Below are 24,111 nucleotides of genomic sequence, written 5' to 3'. Positions count from 1 at the left end.
CGATTCACTCACTGACCGGCCTCCGTCCGGGTGTTGAGAACGTTGACACCGCGGACCAGCACCGACGGACAGCCGTGACTGACCGCGGCGACCTGCCCCGGCTGAGCCTTACCGCAGTTGAACGCGCCACCGAGTTGCCACGTGCTCGGGCCGCCGATCGCCTCCATCGAGCCCCAGAAGTCGGTGGTCGTCGCCTGGTAAGCGACATCGCGCACCTGCCCGGCCAGTTCCCCGTCGCGGATGCGGAAGAACCGCTGGCCGGTGAACTGGAAGTTGTAGCGTTGCATATCGATCGACCAGGACTTGTCGCCGACGATGTAGAGGCCGTCCTCGACGCGCGCGATGAGCTCGGCGGTACTGGTGTCGCGTTCGGGGTCCGGTTGCAGCGACACATTGGCCATCCGCTGGATCGGAACGTGGTGCGGGGAATCGGCGTAAGAGCAGCCGTTGGAGCGGTCGAGGCCGAGGCGCGGTGCGAACACCCGGTCGAGCTGGTAGCCCACCAGCACGCCGTCGCGGATCAGGTCCCATCGCTGCCCGGCCACTCCCTCGTCGTCGTAGCCGACCGTGGCCAGCCCGTTGACCTGGGTACGATCACCGGTGACGTGCATGATCGGGGTGCCGTAGCGCAGCGAACCGAGCTGGTCGGGCGTGGCGAACGAGGTTCCGGCGTAGGCGGATTCGTAGCCGATGGCGCGGTCGTACTCGGTGGCGTGCCCGATAGATTCGTGGATGGTGAGCCACAGGTTGGTCGGGTCGATCACCAGATCGGTGGGGCCCGCGACGACGCTGGGCGCTTTCACCTTCTCGGCCAGCCAGCCAGGGATCTCGGCGAGTTCGCCGTCCCAGTCCCAGGTTCCGTCCGCGCCGGTGACGTACTCCCAGCCGCGCCCCGCGGGTGCCGCCAGGGTGCGCATCGTCTCGAACACGCCCGCCGCCGCGTCGACGGTGATCGCCTCCAGCTGTGGGTGCAGCCGCACCCGCTGCTGGGTGATCGCGGACCCGGCGGTGTCGGCGTAGAACACCTGTTCCTTGACCTGCAGTACCGAGGCGGTGACGTGGTCGACCCCGTCGGCGGCGGCAAGCCGTTCCGAATAGTCCTGCAGCAGTGCCACTTTGTCGGCAGTCGGAATGGTGAACGGGTCGAGGTCGTAGGCCGACACCCAGGACACGTCGGCGTAGCGCGGCTCGGCCGCCAGCTCGACCCGCTCGCGGTTGAGCGCGCGCAGCGTCGTGGCGACGGTCACCGCGCGCCGGGCCACGGCGGCGGCGGTCTCGGGGGTGAGCGCGGCATGCGAGGCGAAGCCCCAGGTGCCGTCGACGATCACCCGCACCGCCAGCCCGAGCTCGGTCGCGTCGGTGACGGCCTCGACCCGGCCGTCACGCAATCGGATCGACTGGGTCAGCAGCCGCTGCACTCGCAGATCGGCGTGCTCGGCGCCGGCCGCGCGCGCCGCCGACAGCGCCGCATCGGCCAGCGCGCGCAGCCCGAGCGCACGGAATTCCTCGTCCACGTCCCTGGAAGTCGCGGTAGTCACCCCGCCTACGCTAGCGCGAAAAGCGGGTTCCGGCAGTCACAACCGGGACTCGCTGACACCGTCCTCCCGCGGCGCGCCACGCCGATGCCGTAGGGTGCCCGCCGTGCCGCCATCCGCCCTCCGCGATCGAAAAAAGGAACGAACCCGCCGTGCGATCCTGCTGGCGGCCGTCGGATTGTTCGAGGCCAGAGGCTACGAGGAGACCACGGTGGCCGAGATCGCCGCCGAGGCCGAGGTGGGCACCCGCACCTTCTTCAACTACTTCGCCAGCAAGGAAGAACTGCTCTTCCCCGAACCCGACGACCGGGTGCGCGCCGCGGTGGCCGCCATCGCCACCCGGCGGCCGGGGGAGCGGCCGGTGGAAGTGCTGCTGCGGGCGCTGCGGGCCGCGGGCGACAACCCCGCCGAGCACCTGGCCGACGACCTGGATTCCCGCATCGCGGCCCTGCGCGCGCAGGTGTCACGGACCGTGCCCGCGGTGAGCGGGCGCGCCGCGCACGCTCAGCTGATCGCGCAGCGCGAGATCGCCCGCCACCTGCACGGCGCGTTCCCGCACGAACTCGACGAGGTCGGCGCCGCCGCACTGGTCGGCGCCGTCGTCGGCGCGGTGTCCGGCGCGCTGACGGTGCTGTTCCAGCAGGCCAAGCACGGCATCGAGGACGGCGAACGGCTGCACCGCAAGATCCACGAGACCACCTCGCGGGTGCTGCAGCCCTGGCTCACGGCGACCCCGGCCGGACAGCCGAACTAGCCGAACTGCTGCCAGCCCAGCCGGATCACCATCACCACGACCACCACCAGCAACACGACCCGGACGAATCCGGCGCCCTTGGCCAGCGCCATCCGCGAACCGACCAGCGCGCCCGCCACATTCGCGACCGCCATGGCCGCGCCCAGTCCCCACAGCACGTGCCCGGTGCTGCCGAGGAACACCAGCGCGCCGACGTTGGACCCGCAGTTGATCACCTTGGCCATCGCCGCGGCACGCACGAATTCGGTCCCGAGCAGGGTGGCGAAGGAGATGATCAGGAACGTGCCGGTGCCGGGACCGAGCAGGCCGTCGTAGAGGCCGATCAACCCGGACGCCAGCGCCACCACCAGGATCACCTTGCGCCGCGTCGGGGGATGGGTGGCCATGGTCAACCCCACCGACGGGCGCAGCGTCACGAACACCGCCACCCCGACCAGCACCACCATGATCAGCGGGATGAACAGGTCGCGGTCGATCAGCGAGACTGCGGCGGCACCGCAGGCGGCGGTGATCGCGGCGATCACCGCGCCGGGAATCAGCACCGCCCACTGCATCGGCACCTTGCGGGCGAAGGTCAGCACGGCGGTCGCGGTGCCCGCCAGCGCGGCCAGCTTGTTCGTGCCGAGCGCGGTCTGCGGGGCGATGCCAGGTGCGACCAGGAACAGGGTGGGCAGGATGATCAGGCCACCACCGCCGACCACCGCGTCGACCCATCCCGCCGCGGCCGCGGCCACCAATAGGACCGCCCAGTCTCCTGTCTGCATCCGACAAGGCAATCAAGATCGGCTGCGGAAAGCCAGCGGGTACCGCCGCGCCGGACGGCGCCGGGAGATGGCCGTCGTGCCAAGCTGGTCGGGTGCGCCGATTCAGTCTGTGGCTGCGCGGACGGCCCGTCGTCGCCGATTCCGTGCTCGCCGGATGTCTGCTGTTCCTCGACGCCCTCGGGGTGGGTGACGAGGAACACAAGGTCGCCTACCTGGTGTTCTCGGTGATCCTGCCACTGCCGCTGATCCTGCGCCGGACCTATCCGCGCGCGATGGCGGCGGTGATGTTCGGGCTGTCGGTCGCGTGCACCGTCACCGGGTATGTGGTGGGGCAGGACACTACGGACCATGTGGCGCTGATCGGGATGGGTGTGATGCTTTACACCCTGGTCGCCTATGTCGGCAGGCGCGACGGGGTGATCTATCTGCTCGTGCTCGGCGCCGACGTCGTGATCTCGGTGCAGCTGCTCGGCACCCCGCGTGGCGGTGACCTGATTCTCGTCGGGGTGATCTACGCACTGTGCTGGACGCTCGCCGAATTCAACGGCGCCCGCCACGCCTATGACGCCGAGGTCGCGGCCCGGCTCGCGGTGGCCGACTACGACAAGGAACGCCGCGCGCACGAGGCGGTCGCCGCTGAACGCACCCGCATCGCTCGGGAACTGCACGACGTCGTGGCGCACGCGGTGAGCGTGATCATCGTGCAGGCCGACGGCGCCAAATACGCGCTGCGCCAGGACCCGGTGGCCGCCGAACGCGCACTGGCCACCATCGCGGGTACCGGTCGTGCGGCGCTGCGCGAGCTGCGCCGCACCGTCGCGCTGCTGCGCACCGAACACGCGCCCGAGCTGTTGCCGCAGCACGGCAGCGCGGGCATCGCCCAGCTGGCCGAGCTGATGCGCGAGGCCGGGCTCGCCGTCGACCTCGAACTGACCGGGGAACTCGACGACATCACCCCCGAGGTCAGCCTCGGCGTACACCGGATCGTGCAGGAATCGCTCACCAACACACTGCGGCACGCGGGCGCCACCCCCAAGGCCACGGTGCGGGTGCACCGGCGCGTGGACGACATCCTGATCGAGGTCGTCGACAGCGGCGGTGTCCCGGTGCAGGAGAACGTGATTCCGGGCACCGGCATGGGACTGGTCGGCATGCGCGAACGGGTCGCCGTGCTCGGCGGCACCCTGTCGGCGGGACGCACCGACGACGGGCGCTGGCGGGTGCGGGCCACCCTTCCGCTGCGCGCCGACCCCGACTGAGCCGCCAGCTAGGGTGAGGCCATGCCGATCAGCGTGCTCGTGGTGGACGATCAGGAACTCATGCGGATGGGCCTGAAGATGGTGCTCGGCGCGCACCCCGATATCGAGGTCGTCGGCGAGGCGGGCAACGGCGACGAGGCCGTGCGGCGGGCGGGCGAACTGCGCCCCGACGTGGTGCTGATGGATGTGCGGATGCCGGTCGTGGACGGGGTCACCGCCACCGGCCGCATCGTCGCCGCGGGCGAGGGCATCCGGGTCCTGGTGATGACGACCTTCGACCTCGACGAACACGCGCTCGGCGCGCTGCGTGCGGGCGCGAGCGGCTTCCTGCTCAAGGACACCCCGCCCGAGGATCTGATCTCGGCCATTCGCAGTGTCGCCGCCGGTGACGCGGTGGTCTCGCCGAAGGTCACCAAACGGCTGCTCGACCGGCTCGTCGCCGAGGACCCGGCGGGCCTGCGCGACCCGGGCGTACTCGATGTCCTCACCGCCCGCGAACGGGAAGTGCTCGAACAGATCGCCGCGGGCCGGTCCAACGCCGAGATCGCGGCCGCGCTGTTCCTGTCGGAGGCCACCGTGAAGACCCACGTCGGCCGGGTGCTGACCAAGCTCGGCCTGCGCGACCGGGTGCAGGCGGTGGTGCTGGCCTACGAGACCGGACTGGTCCGGCCCGGTGGCTGACGCGGCCACGGGAGAAAAATCGGGCGCTCGCGCGTTGAACCGAGTAGATCGGCCGAAAGGATCGCCATGACCGCCCTGCTGTTCGTGCTCTACGCCGTCGTCGAGATCGCCGCCTTCGTCGGCCTCGCCCAGCTCATCGGCGCGGGCTGGGCACTGCTGGTCCTGCTCGCCGTCTCCGGTGCGGGATTGCTGCTGCTCGGCGCGCAGGGCCGCCGCGTCTTCGACCGCTTCCGCCGGGCCGCGCGCGGCGAGGTCACCGCGGAGAGCGCCGTGGCCGACGGACTGCTCGTCGGAGTGGGCTCGGTGCTGCTGTTCGTTCCCGGCCTGGTCACCGGGGTGGTCGGGCTGCTCGCCCTGTTCCCGCCGACGCGGGCCCTGCTGCGGCCGGTGCTGGAGAAGCTGAGCACCCGCCGCTTCGGCCCGCTGCCCACGTTCGGCCCCGCGCCCTATCGCGGCGTCGTTGTCGACGCCGACAGCGGTGACGTGGTCGACGGCGTCGTCGTCGGGCAGTGGTACGACGACGGGCACGTAGGGACCAAGCCCGCCCTCGGAAGCGGTCCGGCCACCGACCCCTGGCGGTGAACCGTCTAGAGTGTGCCGATGGCCACAGAGCAGATCACCGTCGAGGTGAGCGCGGAACTGGCCGACGCGGTGCGTAGGGCGAGCGCCGCTGCCGGACAGTCCATGTCGGATTTCACGGTCGCCGCGTGGCGACTCGAATTGATCGCCGTCGAGGCGGGCGGGCATACCCCGGAGGGGGTGGCCGACGCCGACCTGCGCGCGGTGCTGTCCCTGCCGACCTGACGATCGGCCGATACGGCAGACTGAGTGATCGTGAGTACCCAGTTGCTGATCGGCGGTCGTTTCTACAGTTCCAGTTCTCCTGACGCGACCGCCATGGCGGTCACCGACGGCACCGTGGTGTGGCTCGGCGCCGAGGCGCCGGGCCGGGCGATGCACCCCGGCGCGGAGATCGTCGATCTCGACGGCGCCTTCGTCGCCCCTGCCTTCGTCGATCCGCACGTCCACGTCACTGCGCTCGGTCTGCGGCTGACCGGCCTCGATCTGGCCGGCACCGGCTCACTGGCCGAGTTGCTGGCCGCGGTGCGCAGGCACGCCGCCGCGCACCCGGAGGGCGTGATCGTCGGGGAGGGCTGGGACGACACCGCGTGGCCCGAGCAGCGGCCGCCGACGGCCGCCGAAATCGACGAGGCGGCAGGTCCGGGCAGACTGGTGTACCTGGCCCGCGTCGACGCGCATTCGGCGGTGGCCTCCTCCGCACTGCTCGACGCGGCCGGAGACCTCGGCGAGGGATACCGGCGTGGTGAGCCCGTCCGCGCCGACGCCCACCACCTGGTGCGGGCGGTGGCGCTGGCGAAACTGGATGCCGCACATCGTGACCGGGCCAGAAGGGCGGCGCTCGACACCGCCGCTGCGCACGGCATCGTCGCCGTGCACGAATGCGCGGGACCCGATATCTCCGGCGCCGACGATCTGCGCGAACTGCTCGCCTTCGAGCACGGTGTGCGGGTGCGCGCCTACTGGGGCGAGGCCGTGCGCACCGCCGCCGAGGCCAGGGCGCTGGTCGACGAACTCGGCGTCGCGGGTCTGGCCGGTGACCTGTTCGTGGACGGCTCGCTCGGCTCGCATACCGCGCTGCTGCGCACGCCGTACGCCGACGCGAGCGGCTGCGGGAAGAACTTCCTCGACGGCGACGCGGTGACCGCGCACGTGCGGGCCTGCACCGAGGCCGGGATCCAGGCCGGATTCCACGCCATCGGCGATGCCGCCGTGGATCTCGTCGTCGCCGGATTCGCCGCCGTCGCCGCCGAACTGGGTGGGCCCGCCGTCGCCGCGCGTGGACACCGCGTCGAGCACGCGGAGATGGTCGACGCCGCCGCGATCGACCAGCTCGCCGCGCTCGGCGTGATCGCCTCGGTGCAGCCAGGCTTCGACGCCGCGTGGGGTGGGCCCGACGGCATGTACGCCACTCGCCTGGGTGCCGAGCGGGCCGCAGGCCTCAACCCGTTCGCCGCCATGGCCGCCGCAGGCATTTCCCTGGCCGTCGGCTCGGACGCGCCGGTCACCACCCTGAATCCGTGGGAGCAGGTGCGCGCGGCGGTGCACCACCGCACCGCGGGGCACGGCCTGTCCCCACGCGCCGCCTTCGCCGCCGCCACCCGCGGCGCCTGGCGGGCGGGCGGGGTCCGGGACGGCGTGGCGGGCACTCTGGTGCCCGGCGCCCCCGCGTCCTACGCCGTCTGGGACGCGGGGGAGCTGGTCGTCGCCGCGGCCGCCGACACCGTCCAGCGCTGGTCCACCGACCCCCGCTCGCGCGTCCCCGGCCTGCCGCGCCTGGATCCCGGCGCCCCCTTGCCGACCTGTCTGCGCACCGTCCGCGACGGCACCACGATCTACGCCGCCTGACACGATGAACGGCACCGGCGCGACCGGACGAGCCAGGGGCGGCGGCTTCGGACCGCCACCCGCCGGGCCCGCCGCGGATCGGGCACGCCACGGGCCGAGCGCATTCGCACCCGCCGATCGCGACGAATCACGGAGTTCGACATCATGATCCACCCTGCCACCGAACCCGGCTCCGAGCCGTCGTCCGCCGACCCGGTGACCGCGGCTGGTACCAGGGACGCCGGCCGGGTCGAGGTGCTGTGGCGCATGCTCGCGGCAGCCGCGGGCGGGCTGCTGCTGTACGGCAGCTTCCCGCCCCGCCCGTGGTGGTTCCTGGCGCCGATCGCGCTGGCCCTGCTCACCCTGGCCGTTCGCGGGCCGGGCACGCTGCGCGCCGGCTTCGGGTACGGCATGCTCGGTGGGCTCGCGTTCTTCGTCCCGCTGCTGCCGTGGACCGGGATCTATGTCGGACCGCTGCCGTGGCTGGCCCTGTCGACCACGTGCGCGGTGTACTTCGGCCTATGGGGCGTCTTGGCGCGGTGGCTGAGCGCGCTGCCGGGCTGGCCGGTGTGGCTCGCGCTGGCCTGGACCGCGACCGAGTGGGTGCGGTCGAGCTTCCCGTTCGGTGGGTTCCCGTGGGGGCGGATCGCGTTCGGGCAGGCCGACGGCTGGTACCTGCCGCTAGCCGCCTACGGTGGCGCGCCACTGATCGGGTTCGCCGTCGCGCTGACCGGCACCGGGCTGGCCGCGCTCGCCCTGCGCACCCGCACCTGGCTCGCGACGCCACGCCCGCGCCGGGCCGACCGCGCCACCCGGCTCGGATTTGCCTGGGCCGCGGTCGCTGTGGCTACCATGCCCCTCGCCGGAGTGATCCTCCGGCCGACGCTGCCCGCCCCGGACGAAGGCACCCGGTCGATCACGGTCGCCGCGATCCAGGGCAGCGTGCCGCGACTCGGCCTCGACTTCAACGCCCAGCGGCGCGCGGTGCTGGACAACCACGTCCGGCGCACCGAGGAACTCGCCGACGCCGTCGACCGCGGTGCGGCGCCCCGGCCCGACGTGGTGATCTGGCCGGAGAACTCCTCCGATATCGATCCACTGCGCAACGCCGACGCCGCCGCCGTGATCACGCGTGCGAGCGAGCGCGTCGGGGCGCCGATCCTGGTCGGCGCCGTCCTGGTGAACGGTGACCGCACCACCACCAATTCGGTGATGGTGTGGAACGGCGCCGCGGGTCCTGGCGACCGGCACGACAAGAAAATCATCCAGCCGTTCGGGGAATACCTGCCGATGCGCGGATTCTTCCGGCTGTTCTCGTCCTACGCCGATCAAGCCGGACATTTCGTGCCGGGAAATGGTAACGGTTCGGTCACAGCCGCGGGAATTCCGATCGGGGTGGCCACCTGTTACGAGGTCGCCTTCGATCGCGCGTTCCGGCAATCGATGGATTCCGGGGCGCAGCTGCTCACGGTGCCGACCAACAACGCGACCTTCGGGCTGAGCGAGATGACCTACCAGCAACTCGCCATGTCCCGGGTCAGAGCGGTCGAACACGGGCGCGCCCTCGTGGTCGCCGCGACCACCGGGGTCAGCGGAATCATCACCGCCGACGGCACGCTCGCGCAACAGAGCCGCCAACTCGACCCCGCCGCGCTCGTCGCCCAGCTACCATTGCGCGACACGGCGACGCTCGCGACCCGGATCGGCGCGGCACCCGAAGTGGCGTCCGTTATTCTGACCGCGCTCGGTGTGGTGCTGGTGTTTTACCGCCGCCGACAAGTGAATCAGTCGCAAGACTCGCGAAGATCACCGAATTCTGAATAAGCGGTTTGTTTCAACCCGGGGGAAGCGGCTGTAAGTAGCCGTCGCAGGGGTCCGATCCGAAGAGCGCGAAACAAATCCACATCGGTAGCCATCCGGCTGCCGCAGTACTCCGAATCTATGGGCGTGGATAGCCACGCCCAGGCCGTCGTGTGCCCTGGGCGCTGCTCGGGGAGTTGCGACACAAAGGCAGAACGGAGTGCTTGATGAGTTCATTGGCCACCGACCGCGTCAGCTCCAGCGTCACCGACGACGATCCGGGCCAGCCGTTCGCCCTCTCGCCCGGTCAGACGGCCCTGTGGTACGCGCAACGGATCCGGCCCGACATCCCCTTCACCATCGCCCACTACGTCGAACTGCACGGTGATCTCGACGTCGGCAGGCTGCTGTACGCGGTCGAGCGCTACGGCGCGGAATCGCAAGTCGGCCATGTGCGTCTGCTCGAGCTCGACGGCGTCCCGCACCAGCGGGTCGACCTGTCGTGGCGGCCGGGCTGGGGCCGGATCGACCTGCGCGGCGAGCCCGATCCGCGAGCGGCCGCGCTGCGCTGGATGAACGACCACGCCAGCACCCCGATCGATATGGAGCGCGAGCCGCTCACCGTCAATGTCGTGTTGCGAGTCGGTGACCAGGACTGGTTCTGGTACGAACGCGGACACCACATCGTGATCGACGGTTACGGTGCGATGAACGCGCTCTCGCGCACCGCCGAGATCTACACCGCCATCGGTGAACAGCGCGAACCCTCGGCGTCGCGGGCGGCCGCGCTGGTCGACCTGTACGCCGACGAATCGCGCTATCGCGAGTCCAGCCGGTTCCAGGCCGACCGCGAATACTGGACCGCCCAGCTCGCAGGCGTCGGCGAGCCGATGACCTTGTCCTCGGTCACCGCGACGGGCGACACCCACGATCCGGGCAGGCACCGGGCCACCGCGGTGCTCGAACCGGATCTCGACCGCCTGCTCGGCGACGCGATCACCACGCACGGCTCGGCCAACTCCGCGCTCATCGTCGCCGCGTTGGCCGCCTACATGCGCGCGGTCACCGGTGACCCGGATGTTGTCCTGAGCCTGCCCGTTTCGGCGCGCACCACGGTCGCGCTGCGCCGCTCGGCCGGCGTGGTGTCCAATGTCGTGCCGCTGCGGGTGCGCTTCGACGAGCACACCACCGTCGCCGACGTGGTGCGCCAGACCGAACTGCAGATCACCGGCGCGCTGCGGCATCAGCGCTACCGTTCCGACGACATCCGCCGCGAGTGCGGCTACTCCCGCGACGCCCGTGGCTTCTTCGGCCCGATGGTCAACATCATGCTCTTCCACGACGAGCTGAAGTTCGGCGACATCGCCGGTCAGCTGCACGTGCTCGCGACCGGTCCGGTCGAGGACCTCTCGATCAACATCTACAACGGCGACGGTGGGCGCATCCAGCTCGACTTCGAGGCCAACCCCAAGCTCTACGGCGAGGCCGAGGTGGCCGCCCACCACGGCCGCTACCTGGACTTCCTCGCCCGCTTCCTGGCCGCCGACCCCGGCACTCCCACCCGCGCGCTCACCGCGATCACCGACGCCGAGCGTGCCACCGTGCTCCACGCGTGGAATGCCACCGAGATGCCGGTGCCCGCCGCCACGCTGGCGTCGCTGTTCACCGACCAGGCGCGCCGCACCCCGCACGCGGTCGCGCTCGAATTCGGCGACCGCACACTGACCTACGGCGAACTCGATGACCGGGTGAACCAGCTGGCCCGCCACCTGATCGCGCGCGGCGCGGGCCCGGAGACCACGGTCGGGGTGTGCCTGCATCGCAGCATCGAGATGGTCGTCGGAATGTACGCCGTCCTCGCCACCGGTGCCGCCTATCTGCCGCTGGATCCCGACCACCCGGCCGACCGCGTCGACGCGGTGCTCACCCAGGCGCGGCCGGTCTGCGTCCTCGCCGCCGCGCGAGATATGGTGCGGCTGCCCGCGAGTGCGGTGCGGGTCGACCTGGACACCCTCGACCTCACCGGGCACAGCGCTGCGCCGATCACCGACGCCGACCGTCGCGCCCCGCTGCGGCCCGAGCAGCTGGCCTACGTCATCTTCACGTCCGGGTCGACCGGCAAGCCCAAGGGTGTCGGCGTCACCAACGCCGCGATCGTCAACCGGTTGCGCTGGATGCAGGCCGAATATCCGCTCGACCACACCGACGCGGTGCTGCAGAAGACCCCGGCCACCTTCGACGTGTCGGTGTGGGAGTTCTTCTGGCCGCTGCAGGTGGGTGCCCGGCTGGTGATCGCCGCGCCCGACGGCCACCGCGACCCGGCCTACCTGGCTCGGATCATCAGCGAGAAAGCCGTTACCACAGCGCATTTCGTGCCGTCGATGCTGTCGCTTTTCGTCACCGACCCCAGGGTCGCGGGCGGGGCCGGGCTGCGGCGGGTGTTCTGCAGTGGCGAGGCTCTGCCCGGCGCGACCGTCGCCGATTTCCACGCCGCCCTGCACGGACCGGGCGGTGGTCCCGAACTGCACAACCTGTACGGGCCCACCGAGGCCGCTGTCGACGTCACCTATTGGCCGTGCCCGGCCGAGACGAGCACAGTGCCGATCGGTTCCCCGGTCTGGAACACCCAGACCTACGTGCTCGATCCGCAGCTTCGCCCGGTCCCGCCCGGCGTGGTCGGTGAGCTCTACTTGGCCGGTGTGCAGCTGGCCCGCGGTTATCTGGGCCGCCCCGACCTTACCGCCGACCGGTTCGTCGCGAACCCGTTCACCGCGGGCACCCGCCTGTATCGCACCGGCGACCTGGCCCGCTGGCAGCTCGACACCGGAGTCCTGGAGTACCTGGGCCGCACCGATTTCCAGGTGAAGATCCGTGGCTTGCGCATCGAACTCGGCGAGATCGAGTCCGCGCTGCTCGCCACCGACGGCATCGCCCGCGCGGTGTGCGTGGCCAGGGCGGGCCGCACCGGCGACGACGAATTGGTGGCCTACGTGGTGCCCGCACCCGGTGCCCCCGCGCCCGAACCCGGCGTGCTGCTCTCGTCGCTGCGCCGCGGCCTGCCGTCCTACATGGTGCCCTCGGCGCTGGTCGTGCTCGACGAACTGCCGTTGAGCGCCAACGGCAAGGTCGACCGCAAGGCCCTGCCAGAGCCCGACCTCGGCGTCCGGCTCACCACCGGCGCCGCCGCACCGCAGACCGAGCTCGAGTGCGCGCTCGCGGAGATCTTCACCGAGGTGCTCGCTCTCGACGGCACCACGATCGGGGTCGACGACAGCTTCTTCGACCTCGGCGGCAACTCGCTGGTGGCCGCCCGCGCGGTGGCCAGGATCAACACCGCCCTCGACGCCACCACCACCATCCGGGATCTGTTCGAGCACTCGACCATCGCCGCACTGGCCGACTACCTCACCACCCACCGATCCGAAGCCCCGACCCCGAAGCTGGTTCCCGTGGTCCGGCCCGACCGCGTCCCACTGTCGCTCGCCCAGCAGCGGCTGTGGATCCTCAACCGGTTCGCCGAGCACGCGGCGGCCTACAACATGCCGCTCGCGCTACGGCTCACCGGCAGGCTCGACCTGGACGCGCTGCGTGCCGGCCTGCGCGATGTGCTCGACCGGCACGAAAGCTTGCGTACCAGTTTCCCGGAGGGGCCCGACGGCGCCTATCAGCTTGTTCATCCGGCGGCCGCCGTGGCACCCGAGCTGATGCCCACCGACGTGTCCGCCGCCGACCTGGCCGGGCTGATCGGTGAGGTCACCGGCCGCGGGTTCGACCTGCGCACCGAGACCCCGCTGCGGGTCGCGCTGTATCGGGTCGGCACCGACGACCACCTGCTGCTGGTGGTGCTGCACCACATCAGCGGCGACGGCTGGTCGGTGGCCCCGCTGGCCCGCGACCTGATGACGGCCGTCGCCGCCCGTGCCGAGGGCGCCGCGCCCGCGTGGACGCCGTTGCCGGTGCAGTACGCCGACTTCGCGCTGTGGCAGCGGGAACTGCTCGGCGAGGAGAACGACCCGCAATCGCCCCTGGGCAAGCAGCTCGGCCACTGGCGCGACACCCTGGCCGGGCTGCCCGATCAGCTCGACCTGCCGCTGGACCGGCCGCGCCCGCTGCAGCGCGGCACCGGCGGCGACACCGTCGCCTTCACCATCGGCGCCGAATTGCGCAGGGCCGCGGGCGAACTCGCCACCAGCCGGGGTGTGAGCATGTTCATGGTGCTGCACGCCGCGCTGGCCACCCTGCTGGCCAGGCTGTGTGGCACCGGCGACATCACCATCGGTACGCCGATCGCGGGCCGCTCCGATCCGGCGCTGGACGATCTGGTCGGCATGTTCGTCAACACCCTGGTGCTGCGCACCGAGGTCGACCCCGCCGCCGGGTTCGACCGGATGCTCGATCTGGTCCGCGAGACCGACCTGGACGCCTTCGCCAACCCCGACGTGCCCTTCGAACGGCTGGTCGACCTGGTGAACCCGGAACGCTCCGCCGCGCGGCATCCGCTGTTCCAGGTGATGCTGTCCTACGACGGCACTCCCGATCTGCGCATCGACCTGCCCGGTGTGGCCGCCGAACTGGTGCCGGTCGAGAGCGGGGTGGCCAAGTTCGATCTGCAGCTCGAGGTCCGCGACAACCACGACGACGGGCCGCTCGACGCCGAATTCGGTTTCGCCACCGACGTGTTCGACCGCGCCACCGTCGCGGCGATCGCGCGCAGGTTCACCACCCTGCTCGCCGCCGCGGTGGCCGCCCCGGCCGCCCCGATCGGCGATCTCGACCTGCTCGACCGCCGCGAGACCGCCCGCCTCGTCCCGATCGCGGGCGCCCCCGCCGAACCGGCGGGCACCCTGGCGCGGCTGCTCGGTGCGACCGCGCAGCGGCTTCCCGACGCCGTCGCCGTGCGTTACCTCGGCCTCGACACCACCTACCGCGAGCTCGACGAACGCTCGAACCGGCTGGCGCGCAGCCTGATCGCGCACGGCGCAGGGCCGGAATCGGTGGTCGCGGTGGCGCTGCCGCGAAGCCTGGAATCCATCGTCGCGATCTGGGCGGTGGCCAAGTCCGGCGCCGCCTACGTGCCCGTCGACCCCGCCTACCCGGCGGATCGGATCGCCCACATGATCGGCGATTCGGGTGCGATGCTCGGGCTCACCCTGCCCGAGCACCTCGCCGCGCTGCCGACCACCACGGGCAAGCACCGCAGGGCACCGGAGTGGCTGGTGTTCGGCACCGCCGATTTCGAGGCCGACTGTGCCCGCCGCTCGGCGACCCCGGTCACCGACACCGACCGCAGGCACCCGATGCGGCCGGGCCAGCCCGCATACCTCATCTACACCTCCGGGTCGACCGGCACACCGAAGGCCGTGGTGGTGACCCACGCGGGCATCGCCTCGCTGGCCAGTGAGCAGACCCAGCTGTTCCGGGTCACCGACGCGGCGCGGACCATGCACTTCTCCTCGCCCAGTTTCGACGCGTCGGTGCTGGAACTGCTGCTCGGGTTCGCCGCGGGCGCGACCATCGTCGTCGCCCCCGCCGACCTGTACGGCGGCGCGGAGCTGGCCGTGTTCCTGCGGTCGGAGCGGATCACCCACGCGTTCATCACCCCGGCCGCGCTGGCCACCGTCCCCGCGGGCGAATTCCCCGAGCTGGGTACGGTGATCGTCGGCGGCGAGGCCTGCTCCGACGAGCTGGTCACCGCGTGGGCGCCGCGATACCGGATGCACAACATGTACGGGCCGTCCGAGGCGACCGTCGCGGTCACCGCCAGCGCGGCCATGGTGGCGGGTGAGCCGGTGCCGCTCGGCGCGCCGGTACGCGGTATGCGGATGTTCGTGCTGGACGGGCGGCTGCGGCCGGTGCCGCCCGGCACGCCGGGCGAGCTGTATGTGTCCGGGCCCGGCCTGGCCCGCGGCTACCTCGGCAAACCGGCGCTGACCGGGCAGCGGTTCGTCGCCAATCCGCACGGCAGGGTCGGCGAGCGGATGTACCGCACGGGTGATCTGGTCGTCGCCGACGCCACCGGGCGGCTGCGCTTCCTCGGGCGCGCCGACGACCAGATCAAGATCCGTGGTTTCCGGATCGAGCTGCGCGAGATCGACCATGTACTGCGCGAGCACCCGGGGGTGCGTTCGGCGCTGACGATCGTGCACGTCGACGAGCAGGGCCAGCAGCGGCTCGCCGCGTATGTCACCGCCGACGGCCCGCTCGAACCGGCCGCCGTCCTCGACTCCGCGCGCGGCAGGCTGCCGGGCTACATGGTGCCCGCGGCCCTCGCCGTTCTCGACACCATGCCGGTGACCCCGGCGGGCAAACTGGACCGCAAGGCACTGCCCGCACCGGAATTCACCGCCGGCACCGGAACCAGGGCCCCGCGTACCCATCTCGAGATGCGGGTGGCCGCGGTGTTCACCGAGATCCTCGGCAGGCCGGTCCCCGGCGCCGAGGACAGCTTCTTCGAGATCGGCGGCAACTCGCTGCTGGCGACCCGCCTCGCGGCCGCCCTGCACGCGGACTTCAGCGTCGACCTGCCGGTCCGGCAGATCTTCGAGGCACCGACCGTCGCCGGGATCGCCCAGCTGATCACGGAAGCGCCCCGGACGCAGCGGGTGGCGCTGGCGGTACACACCCCGCGCCCGGGACGCATACCACTGTCGCTGCCGCAGCAGCGGCTGTGGTTCCTCAACCGATTGTCCCCCGAGTCGAGCGCGTACAACATCGCATTCGTCTTGCGAATCGGCGGAGATCTGCACATCGACGCCCTGCGTGGCGCCCTCATCGATCTGCTGGACCGGCACGAGGTGCTGCGGACGGTGTTCCCCGAGGACCTGTCCGGGCCGCAGCAGGTGGTGCTGCCCACCGACCGGGCCGTCCCTGCGATCGACGTGCTCGACACCGACCGGGAGCGGGCCGACGCCGAGCTGACCGAGCTGGCCGGACACGGCTTCGACCTCACCACCGAGACACCGCTGCGGGCCCGGCTGTTGCGGGTGGCGCCGGGGGAGTACCTGCTCGGTGTCGTGCTGCACCACATCGCCGCCGACGGCTGGTCGCTCGGTCCGCTGACCAGGGACCTGGCCGTCTCCTACGCCGCCCGTGCCAACGGAGCCGTACCCGACCGCGCGCCGCTGCCGGTGCAATACGCCGACTTCAGCCTGTGGCAGCGCGAGGTGCTCGGCGCCGACGACGATCCGGACAGCATCGCCGCCACCCAGCTCGCGCACTGGCGCAACGCACTCGCCGAGCTGCCCGACGAACTGCCGCTGCCGTTCGACCGGCCGCGGCCGCTCGACCCGACGGGCGCGGCGGGCACCGTGCGCTGCGAGGTGCCCGCGCCGTTGCAGCAGGCCATGCACGAGCTGGCAGCCGACGCGGGAGTCAGCCTGTTCATGGTGGTGCGCTCGGCGCTGGCCGTGCTGCTGCGCGCCGTCACCGGTGGCCGCGATATCCCGATCGGTACCCCGGTCGCCGGGCGCACCGACATCCAGCTCGACGACCTGGTCGGCATGTTCGTCAACACGTTGGTGCTGCGTTCGGATGTCGATCCGGGCCGCAGCTTCACCGAGCTGCTGCACGCCGACCGCGACGACGAGCTCGCCGCGATCGCCAACGCCGACCTGCCGTTCGAGCGGGTCGTCGACGCGCTCGGCCGCGACAGCAGGGCGAGCAACCGGCACCCGCTGTTCCAGGTGGCGCTGAGCATGCAGGACGACGGCACCCCCGCGCTGGAACTGCCTGGCCTGCGCCTTGCCGCCGAGGAACTCGACATCGCCCGCGCCAAGTTCGATCTCGAGCTGCGGGTGTCGCCCGACGGCGACGGCCACCGCTTCGACTTCGTCTACGCCGCCGAGCTGTTCGACACCGCCACGATCGAGACCATGGCGGTGCGATTCCACCAGATCCTGCTCCAGGCGACCGCCGATCCGCGGCAGCTGGTGTCCGACATCGAGGCGCTGACCGTGGCCGAGCACCGCGCGCTGGTGCCCGCCCAGGGGCCCGCGGTGGTGACCCCGGTCGTACTGGCCGACATCATCGAACGCGCCGTCACCGTCTTCGCGCACCGGCCCGCGCTGCGCTGGTTCGCCGGTGGCAGCGTGGCCGGAGCGGTAGGCGAACTCGACTACGACGAGGTCGGCGTCCGGGCGCACCGGCTCGGTCGCGCGCTCATCGCGCGCGGGATCGGCACCGGCGACCGGGTCGCTGTCGGGCTCACCCGCGGGCTCGACTGCGCGCTCGCGATCTTCGGTGTCGCCGCGAGCGGCGCTGCCTTCGTGCCCGTCGACCCGCGCTACCCGGCCGACCGGGTACGGCATATGCTCACCGACTCCGGCGCGAAGGCCGTCCTCACCACCACGGCCGATGCCGAGGGGCTGCGCGCGGCGGCAGGCGAGCTCGATACCCGCTGGTTGCTGGTGGACGACACCGAGCTGCACGCGGAGCTGGCGGGCTACGACGGTGCGCCGATCACCGACGCCGAGCGGGTGCGCCCGGTGCGCTCTGCCGATCTGGCCTACCAGATCTACACCTCCGGCTCCACCGGTCTGCCCAAGGGCGTCACCGTCACCCACAGCGGTCTGGTCAGCCTGGCGGTCGACCTGCAGGAGCGGATGGGGCTGGACCGGTTCGCCCGCACGTTCTTCTTCTCCACGCCGAGCTTCGACGTGTCGGTGCTCGACCTGCTGCTCGCCGTGTGGTCCGGCGCCGAGATGGTGATCGGCCCGATCGATGTCTACGGCGGCGACGAACTCGGTGAGCTGCTCGAGCGCGAGGACATCACCCACACCTTCCTCACCCCGGCGGTGTTGGCCTCCATCGACGCCACCCGCTGGCGGCTGCCCCATCTGCGCGGGCTGATGGCCGGCGGCGAGGCGGTCCCGCCGGACCTGGTGGCCAACTGGGCCCCCGGCAGACGGTTCGTCAACGCCTACGGGCCCACCGAGTTCACCGTGATCGCGGCGATGTCGCAGCTGCGGGTCGGTGTCGGCGTCACCATCGGCACGCCGGTGCGCGGGGCCAGGGTGCTGGTGCTGGACGAGCGGCTGAAACCCGTCGTCACCGGGGTGCCGGGCGAGCTGTACCTCGGCGGCGCCGGGATCGCGCGGGGCTACCACGAGCGGTTCGGCCTCACCGCGGGCCGGTTCGTCGCCGATCCGTGCGGGCCCGCGGGCAGCCGGATGTACCGGACCGGTGACGTGGTGCGCTGGACCGCCGACGGCGAGATCGAATACCTGGGCCGCAGTGACCACCAGGTCAAGGTGCGTGGCTTCCGGATCGAGCTCGGGGAGATCAGCGCCGTATTCGGCGCGCATCCCGATGTGCGGTTCGCCCACACCGAGGTCCGGCGGATCGCAGGCGACGACCGCATCGTCACCTGGGTACAGCTGGCCGAGGGTATCGAGCCCGCCGCGCTCGCCGCGGTGCGCGCGCACGCCGTCGAACGGCTGGCCGGGCACATGGTGCCCGCCTCGCTGAACCTGATCGACCAGGTCCCGCTCACCCCGGTCGGCAAGCTCGACCGGGCCGCGCTGCCGGAGCCGGAGTTCACCGCCACCGCGGGCCGGGCACCGCAGACCGCGTCCGAACGGCTCGTCGCCCAGGTGTTCGCCGACCTGGTCGGCGCGAGCGAGATCTCGGCCACCGACAGCTTCTTCGACGTCGGCGGCAACTCGCTGCTCGCCACCCAGCTGGTCGCCCGGCTGGCCGCGGCCAGCACGGTGCGGCTCGAGGTTCGCACCGTGTTCGCCGCGCCCACCGTCGAGGAGCTGGCCGCGCTCATCGAGTCCGGCACGGCAGGCGACGAGGGCAGGCCCGACCTCGTGCGACGGGATCGCCCGGCCCGGATCCCGCTGTCGGCGGCACAGCACCGGCTGTGGTTCCTCAACCGGTTCAACGCGGGTGCGGGCGGTGAGAGCCAGTCGGCGGGCGCCTACAACATCCCGGTGGTGCTGCGCCTGCACGGCCGGATCGATCTCGATGCACTGATCGCGGCTTTGCATACGGTGCAACGTCGGCACGAGACGCTGCGCACGGTGTTCCCGGAGACCGCGGGCGAGCCCGAGCAGCGGGTGCTCGAGCCGGAGCTCGGAGCGGTGACCCTGTTCCACGCGACCGCCGCACCGGCAGAGGTCGACAGCGCGGTGACCCGCTTCGTCACCCCCGGGTTCGACCTGTCGGCCTCGGTGCCGATGCGCGCAGCGCTGATCACCGTCGACCACACCGGCATGCCTGCGCCGAGCCAGGCCAAGCTCGCGGTGGCAGGCTCGCAGGAACACGTGCTGGTGCTGGTCGTCCATCACATCGCGATGGACGGCTGGTCGCTGGAGCCCCTCGCCGCCGAGGTGGCCGCCGCCTACCGGGGGATCAGGGCGGGCGAGGAGTTCGGTGAGCTGGTCCCCGAGATCCAGTACACCGACTACACGCTGTGGCAGCAGGAACTGCTCGGCACCGAGGACGACCCGGACTCGCTGATCAGCAAGCAGCTGGCGCACTGGCGCGGTGTGCTCGACGGCCTGCCCGAACTGCTGACCGTCCCGGCCGACCGGCCGCGGCCCCCGGTGCCGTCCTATCGCGGCGGCACGGTCGACTGCGTGGTCGACGCGGCCACCCATCGGGCGCTGCGCGGGATCGCGACGGCCAACAACGTCAGCATGTTCATGGTGCTGCACGCCGCGCTGGCGGTACTGCTGCACCGGGTCACCGGCGACGACGACATCGCCGTCGGCACCGCGACGGCAGGCCGCGGCCATCCGGCGCTGGACGGTCTGATCGGCATGTTCGTCAACACCCTGGTGCTGCGCACCGAGGTCGCCGACGAGCGCGCCTTCGTCGACCTGCTGCGCACCGTCCGCGACCGCGACCTGGACGCTTTCGCCAACGCCGACATGCCGTTCGAACGGCTCGTCGAAGTGCTCAACCCGGCTCGCTCACAGGCGCATCATCCGCTGTTCCAGGTGATGCTGTCGGTGCGCAACGCCCCGGTGCGGATGCTGGAGCTGCCAGGGCTGCGAATCGAAGCCGTCGACACCGACGCGGGCATCGCCAAGTTCGATCTGCAGTTCACCTTCACCGAGACCCAGACCGCCGATCGCGTCGGCGACGGCATCGGCCTCGCGGTGAACTACGCGGCCGACCTGTTCGACGAGGGCACCGCCCGCAGACTCGGTGACCGGCTGGTCCGGCTGCTCACCGCCGTGGCGGCCGATCCCAACACGGCGGTGGGCGATCTGGCGCTGCTCGACGCCGTAGAGTGGACCGCGCTCGCTCCGGTCCACGGTGCCCGCGCCGACCTTCCGGTGACCTTCCCCGCGGTGTTCGGCGCCGCGGTGGCCAGGGCACGGGACGGGGTGGCACTGAGTTCCGGCGACACCGTGGTCACCTACGACGCGCTCGATCGGTGGACCAACCGGCTGGCCCGCGTCCTCATCGGCCATGGCATCGGCCCGGAAAGCCTGGTCGCCCTCGGTATTCCGCGATCGGTGGAGTCGGTGGCGACCATGCTCGCCGTGGCCAAGGCCGGGGCGGCGTTCGTGCCGGTCGACCCGAACTACCCGGCGCAGCGGATCAGTCACATGCTCACCGATTCCGGCGCCGCGATCGGTCTCACCCTGCTCGCACACCGCGACCGGCTGCCCGGCGACTGCCGCTGGCTGGTACTCGACGATCCGCAGACCAGGGCCACCGTGCTCGGCACCGACGACGCGCCGATCACCGATGCCGACCGGCTCCGGCCGCTGCGGGTGGGCAACCCGGCCTACATCGTCTACACCTCGGGCTCCACCGGCACCCCCAAGGGCGTGGTCGTCACCCACGGTGGCATCTCCAACTTCGCCGCCGAATGCGCCGAGCGCTACGACGTGCGGCCGGGCAGTCGGATCCTGCACTTCGCCACCCCGAGCTTCGACGGCGCCATGCTCGACATCCTGTTCGCGCTCGGTGGCGCAGGCACGCTGGTGATCGCGCCGACCGGCATCGTCGGCGGGGAAGAGCTGCGTCAGCTCTACATCAGGGAGCGGGTCACGCACTCGTTCATCACCACCGCGGCGCTCGGCACGGTGGACCCGGCCGGGGTGAGCTCGCTGGCGCACGTGCTCGTCGGTGGTGAGGCGCTGCCACCGGAGCTGCTGGCCCGATGGGCGCCGGGACGCAACTTCTACAACGTCTACGGGCCCACCGAGACCACCATCGTCACGCTGATGCCGCAGGCGATGAACCCACACGGGCCGATCACCATCGGCGGCCCGATCCGGGGTGTCTCGGCGACCGTGCTCGACCGGCGGCTGCACCCGGCCCCGATCGGCGTCACCGGCGAACTGCAGCTCGCGGGCGCGGCGCTGGCCCGCGGGTATCACAACCGGCCCGGCCTGACCGCGCAGCGCTTCGTCGCCGATCCGTACGGCGCGCCGGGCGAACGGATGTACCGCACCGGTGACCTGGTGCGCTGGCGCGACGGCGCGAAGTCGGGGCTGGACGTGGAGTACGTCGGCCGCACCGACCATCAGGTGAAGGTGCGCGGCTTCCGGATCGAACTGGGTGAGATCGACGCCGCGTTCGGGCGTCACCCCGAGGTGGAGTTCGCGCTCACCATCGGTCACCCGACCGCGGCGGGCACGACGGCGCTGGTCTCGTACGTGAAGGCGCGGACGGGAGCCGCCCCGACGGTGCGCGCACTGCTCGACCATGTCGGCGCGCACGTGCCGAACTACATGGTCCCGCAGGCGGTCATGGTGCTCGACGAGGTGCCGCTGACCCCGGTCGGGAAGCTGGACCGGGCCCGCCTGCCCGAACCGGTGTTCACCGCGGCCGAGGGCTACCGCGCCCCGGTGACCCCCGCCGAGGTGGCGCTGTGCACCGTCTTCGCCGAGGTGCTCGGGGTGGAGCGGGTCGGCGCCGACGACGGGTTCTTCGAACTCGGCGGCAACTCGCTGCTGGCCACCAAGGTCGTCGCGGCACTGCGGGAGCGGGGCTACGACATGCCGGTGCAACTGATGTTCGGCGACGCGAGCCCGGCGGGCATCGCCGCCAGGCTCGACGGTGCCGACGCGAGCGCGGTGATCGCGGCGGCCACCGGACCGGTCCTGCCCCTCCGCCCGTCCACCGGCCCGCACGACACCCCGCTGTTCTGTGTGCACCCGGCGATCGGTCTGTCCTGGTGCTACGCGGGGCTGCTCGCGCACCTGGCGCCGCAGCGCCCGGTGTACGGCCTGCAGGCGCCGCACGTCTCCGGCGACGAACGGTTCGCCTCGATCCCCGAGGCCGCCGGACACTATGTGGCCCATATCAAGTCGATCCAGCCGCACGGCCCGTACCACCTGCTCGGCTGGTCGCTCGGTGGCCTGATCGCGCAGGAGGTGGCGGTGCAGCTACAGGACGCGGGGGAGGACGTGGCGCTGCTGGCCATGCTCGACAGCTACCAGCTCGGCGACCGCTGGCTCGACACCGCGATGCCGAGCGTGGCCGATATCCTCGGCGAGTTCGGCGCCGACATTCTCGGCGGGGCACCTCTGCCCGCCGATCTCGACCTGCACGAAGCGGCGGATCTGCTGCGGGCACAGCCGGGCCCGTTCGCCGCGCTCTCGGTCGAGAATCTCGAACGGCTCTACACCGGGTACGCCGACGGCACGGTGATGGCGAATCGGTTCCGGCCCCGCACCTTCGACGGTGACCTGCTGTTCTTCACGGCTGCGGCGGACGAGATCAACGCCGCGGACCCGGGCAGGCGCGCGGAAGCGTGGCAGCCGTTCGTCACCGGCAACATCCACAACCACGACCTGCCCTGCAGGCACGCGGCGATGACGACGCCGGAATCGCTGGCGGTGATCGGCCCCGTGCTGCATCGCCACCTCGACGCCGTCCCGGAGATCACCGTGTGCGGCGGCGGCCAGAAGGAGATGCGTCCGTGAGTTTGGCGGTAGAGGTACGCGGCCTCGCCAAGAGTTATGGCAAGGTGCGCGTGCTGAAGGAGATCGACCTGGAGATCCCGGCGGGCACAGTGCTCGGCCTGCTCGGACCCAACGGCGCGGGCAAGACGACCACCGTCAGGGTCGTGACCACGCTCTTACGCCCCGACGCCGGCTCCATCCGGGTCGCCGGGATCGACGTGCTGGCCGACCCGGCCACCGCGCGCACCCGGATCGGGCTGTCCGGTCAGTACGCCGCGGTCGACGCGAACCTCACCGGCTACGAGAACCTGCGGATGGTGGCGCGGCTGTACGGCATGTCCCGCACGCAGGCGAGCGCGCGGGCCGAACAGCTGCTGTCCGCGCTCGGCCTCGACCACGCCGCGAGCCGTAGGGCCGGTACCTACTCCGGCGGTATGGCCCGGCGCCTCGACCTGGCGGGCGCGCTGGTGGCGCGTCCGCCGGTGGTGGTGCTCGACGAGCCGACGACCGGCCTCGACCCGCGCGGCAGGCTGGACATGTGGCAGGTGATCGGCGAACTCGTCGACGACGGCACCACCGTGCTGCTCACCACCCAGTACCTCGAGGAAGCCGACCTGCTCGCCGACCGGATCACGGTGATCGACAAGGGCACCGTTATCGCGCGCGGTTCCGCCGACGAGCTCAAGACCTCCATCGGTGGCGACCGGCTCACCGTCACCCTCGCCGCCGGGCAGGACCCGCGGCCCGCCGAGGCTGTCCTGCGGCAGGTGGGAGTGGGCGAACCGATCCACGAACCCGGCAGCGACGAAGTGTCGGTGGTGGTCGGCAACGGCTCCCGCACGATGGTCGAGGCGCTGCGCCGTCTCGACGACGCGGGCGTGTGCGTCGTCGACGCCGTCGTCGTCCGGCCCACCCTCGACGACGTCTTCCTTTCCCTGACCGGTACCCCGGCCGAACCGGCCGTCGATACCGAATCCGACGATGCGCAAGAGGAGATCCTGTCGTGAGTACGGCCACCGACGTCGACGAGGGGTACGACAC

General features: G+C 71.6%; 11 protein-coding genes. 9 read left to right on the top strand and 2 right to left on the bottom strand.

The genetic code is table 11. From position 1 onward, the window contains the following. Nucleotides 1-8: 8 nt before the first annotated feature. A complete protein-coding gene (locus tag ACFOW8_RS26855) occupies nt 9-1,538 on the bottom strand; it encodes a TldD/PmbA family protein (RefSeq protein ID WP_378554325.1) in 1,530 nt (509 codons plus the stop codon). A 103-nt stretch (nt 1,539-1,641) separates the two neighbouring features. Between ACFOW8_RS26855 and ACFOW8_RS26850 the strand changes: the two genes are divergently transcribed. Continuing rightward, nucleotides 1,642-2,289, top strand: coding sequence for a TetR/AcrR family transcriptional regulator (locus tag ACFOW8_RS26850; RefSeq protein WP_378554324.1), 648 nt, complete (start codon nt 1,642-1,644; stop codon nt 2,287-2,289). On the opposite strand, the gene ACFOW8_RS26845 is transcribed toward ACFOW8_RS26850, so the two are convergent. Beyond that, nucleotides 2,286-3,053, bottom strand: coding sequence for a TSUP family transporter (locus tag ACFOW8_RS26845; protein ID WP_378554323.1), 768 nt, complete (start codon nt 3,051-3,053; stop codon nt 2,286-2,288). The two genes, ACFOW8_RS26850 and ACFOW8_RS26845, sit on opposite strands and share 4 nt — an antisense overlap. Nucleotides 3,054-3,145: 92 nt before the next feature. Here ACFOW8_RS26845 and ACFOW8_RS26840 point away from each other — a divergent pair, with 92 nt between their 5' ends. The 8 genes from ACFOW8_RS26840 to ACFOW8_RS26805 all read left to right on the top strand — a co-directional run bounded on the left by ACFOW8_RS26840 (nt 3,146) and on the right by ACFOW8_RS26805 (nt 24,077). Then, nucleotides 3,146-4,312, top strand: coding sequence for a sensor histidine kinase (locus ACFOW8_RS26840; RefSeq protein WP_378554322.1), 1,167 nt, complete (start codon nt 3,146-3,148; stop codon nt 4,310-4,312). 21 nt (nt 4,313-4,333) lie between these two features. Continuing rightward, nucleotides 4,334-4,993 carry a response regulator gene (locus tag ACFOW8_RS26835; RefSeq protein WP_378554321.1) on the top strand — a complete coding sequence of 220 codons (660 nt, stop codon included), beginning with the start codon at nt 4,334-4,336 and terminating at the stop codon, nt 4,991-4,993. A 66-nt stretch (nt 4,994-5,059) separates the two neighbouring features. Further along, on the top strand, nt 5,060-5,575 hold the full coding sequence (locus ACFOW8_RS26830) for an FxsA family protein (RefSeq protein ID WP_378554320.1): 516 nt from the start codon (nt 5,060-5,062) through the stop codon (nt 5,573-5,575). 18 nt (nt 5,576-5,593) lie between these two features. Next, nucleotides 5,594-5,797, top strand: a complete 204-nt coding sequence (locus tag ACFOW8_RS26825) for a hypothetical protein (protein ID WP_378554319.1) — start codon at nt 5,594-5,596, stop codon at nt 5,795-5,797. A 30-nt stretch (nt 5,798-5,827) separates the two neighbouring features. Next, complete coding sequence (locus ACFOW8_RS26820) at nt 5,828-7,420, top strand: amidohydrolase (protein ID WP_378554318.1); 1,593 nt, start codon at nt 5,828-5,830, stop codon at nt 7,418-7,420. Nucleotides 7,421-7,666: 246 nt separating this feature from the next. Then, a complete protein-coding gene (gene lnt / locus ACFOW8_RS26815) occupies nt 7,667-9,223 on the top strand; it encodes an apolipoprotein N-acyltransferase (RefSeq protein WP_378554688.1) in 1,557 nt (518 codons plus the stop codon). Between the two features lie 203 nt (nt 9,224-9,426). Next, nucleotides 9,427-23,091 carry an amino acid adenylation domain-containing protein gene (locus ACFOW8_RS26810; protein ID WP_378554317.1) on the top strand — a complete coding sequence of 4,555 codons (13,665 nt, stop codon included), beginning with the start codon at nt 9,427-9,429 and terminating at the stop codon, nt 23,089-23,091. Then, on the top strand, nt 23,088-24,077 hold the full coding sequence (locus ACFOW8_RS26805) for an ATP-binding cassette domain-containing protein (RefSeq protein WP_378554316.1): 990 nt from the start codon (nt 23,088-23,090) through the stop codon (nt 24,075-24,077). Before ACFOW8_RS26810 ends, ACFOW8_RS26805 begins: the two co-directional genes overlap by 4 nt. Nucleotides 24,078-24,111: the final 34 nt, after the last annotated feature.

Source organism: Nocardia rhizosphaerae, from assembly GCF_042650365.1.
Lineage (GTDB): Bacteria > Actinomycetota > Actinomycetes > Mycobacteriales > Mycobacteriaceae > Nocardia > Nocardia rhizosphaerae.
This window is presented reverse-complemented; position numbering and strand designations above follow the sequence as displayed.

Coding starts and splice junctions, on each gene's coding strand:
- ACFOW8_RS26845 (WP_378554323.1), bottom strand. CDS start 3,053: ATGCAGACAGGAGACTGGGCGGTCCTATTGGTGGCCGCGGCCGCGGCG.
- ACFOW8_RS26835 (WP_378554321.1), top strand. CDS start 4,334: ATGCCGATCAGCGTGCTCGTGGTGGACGATCAGGAACTCATGCGGATG.
- ACFOW8_RS26830 (WP_378554320.1), top strand. CDS start 5,060: ATGACCGCCCTGCTGTTCGTGCTCTACGCCGTCGTCGAGATCGCCGCC.
- ACFOW8_RS26825 (WP_378554319.1), top strand. CDS start 5,594: ATGGCCACAGAGCAGATCACCGTCGAGGTGAGCGCGGAACTGGCCGAC.
- lnt (WP_378554688.1), top strand. CDS start 7,667: ATGCTCGCGGCAGCCGCGGGCGGGCTGCTGCTGTACGGCAGCTTCCCG.
- ACFOW8_RS26810 (WP_378554317.1), top strand. CDS start 9,427: ATGAGTTCATTGGCCACCGACCGCGTCAGCTCCAGCGTCACCGACGAC.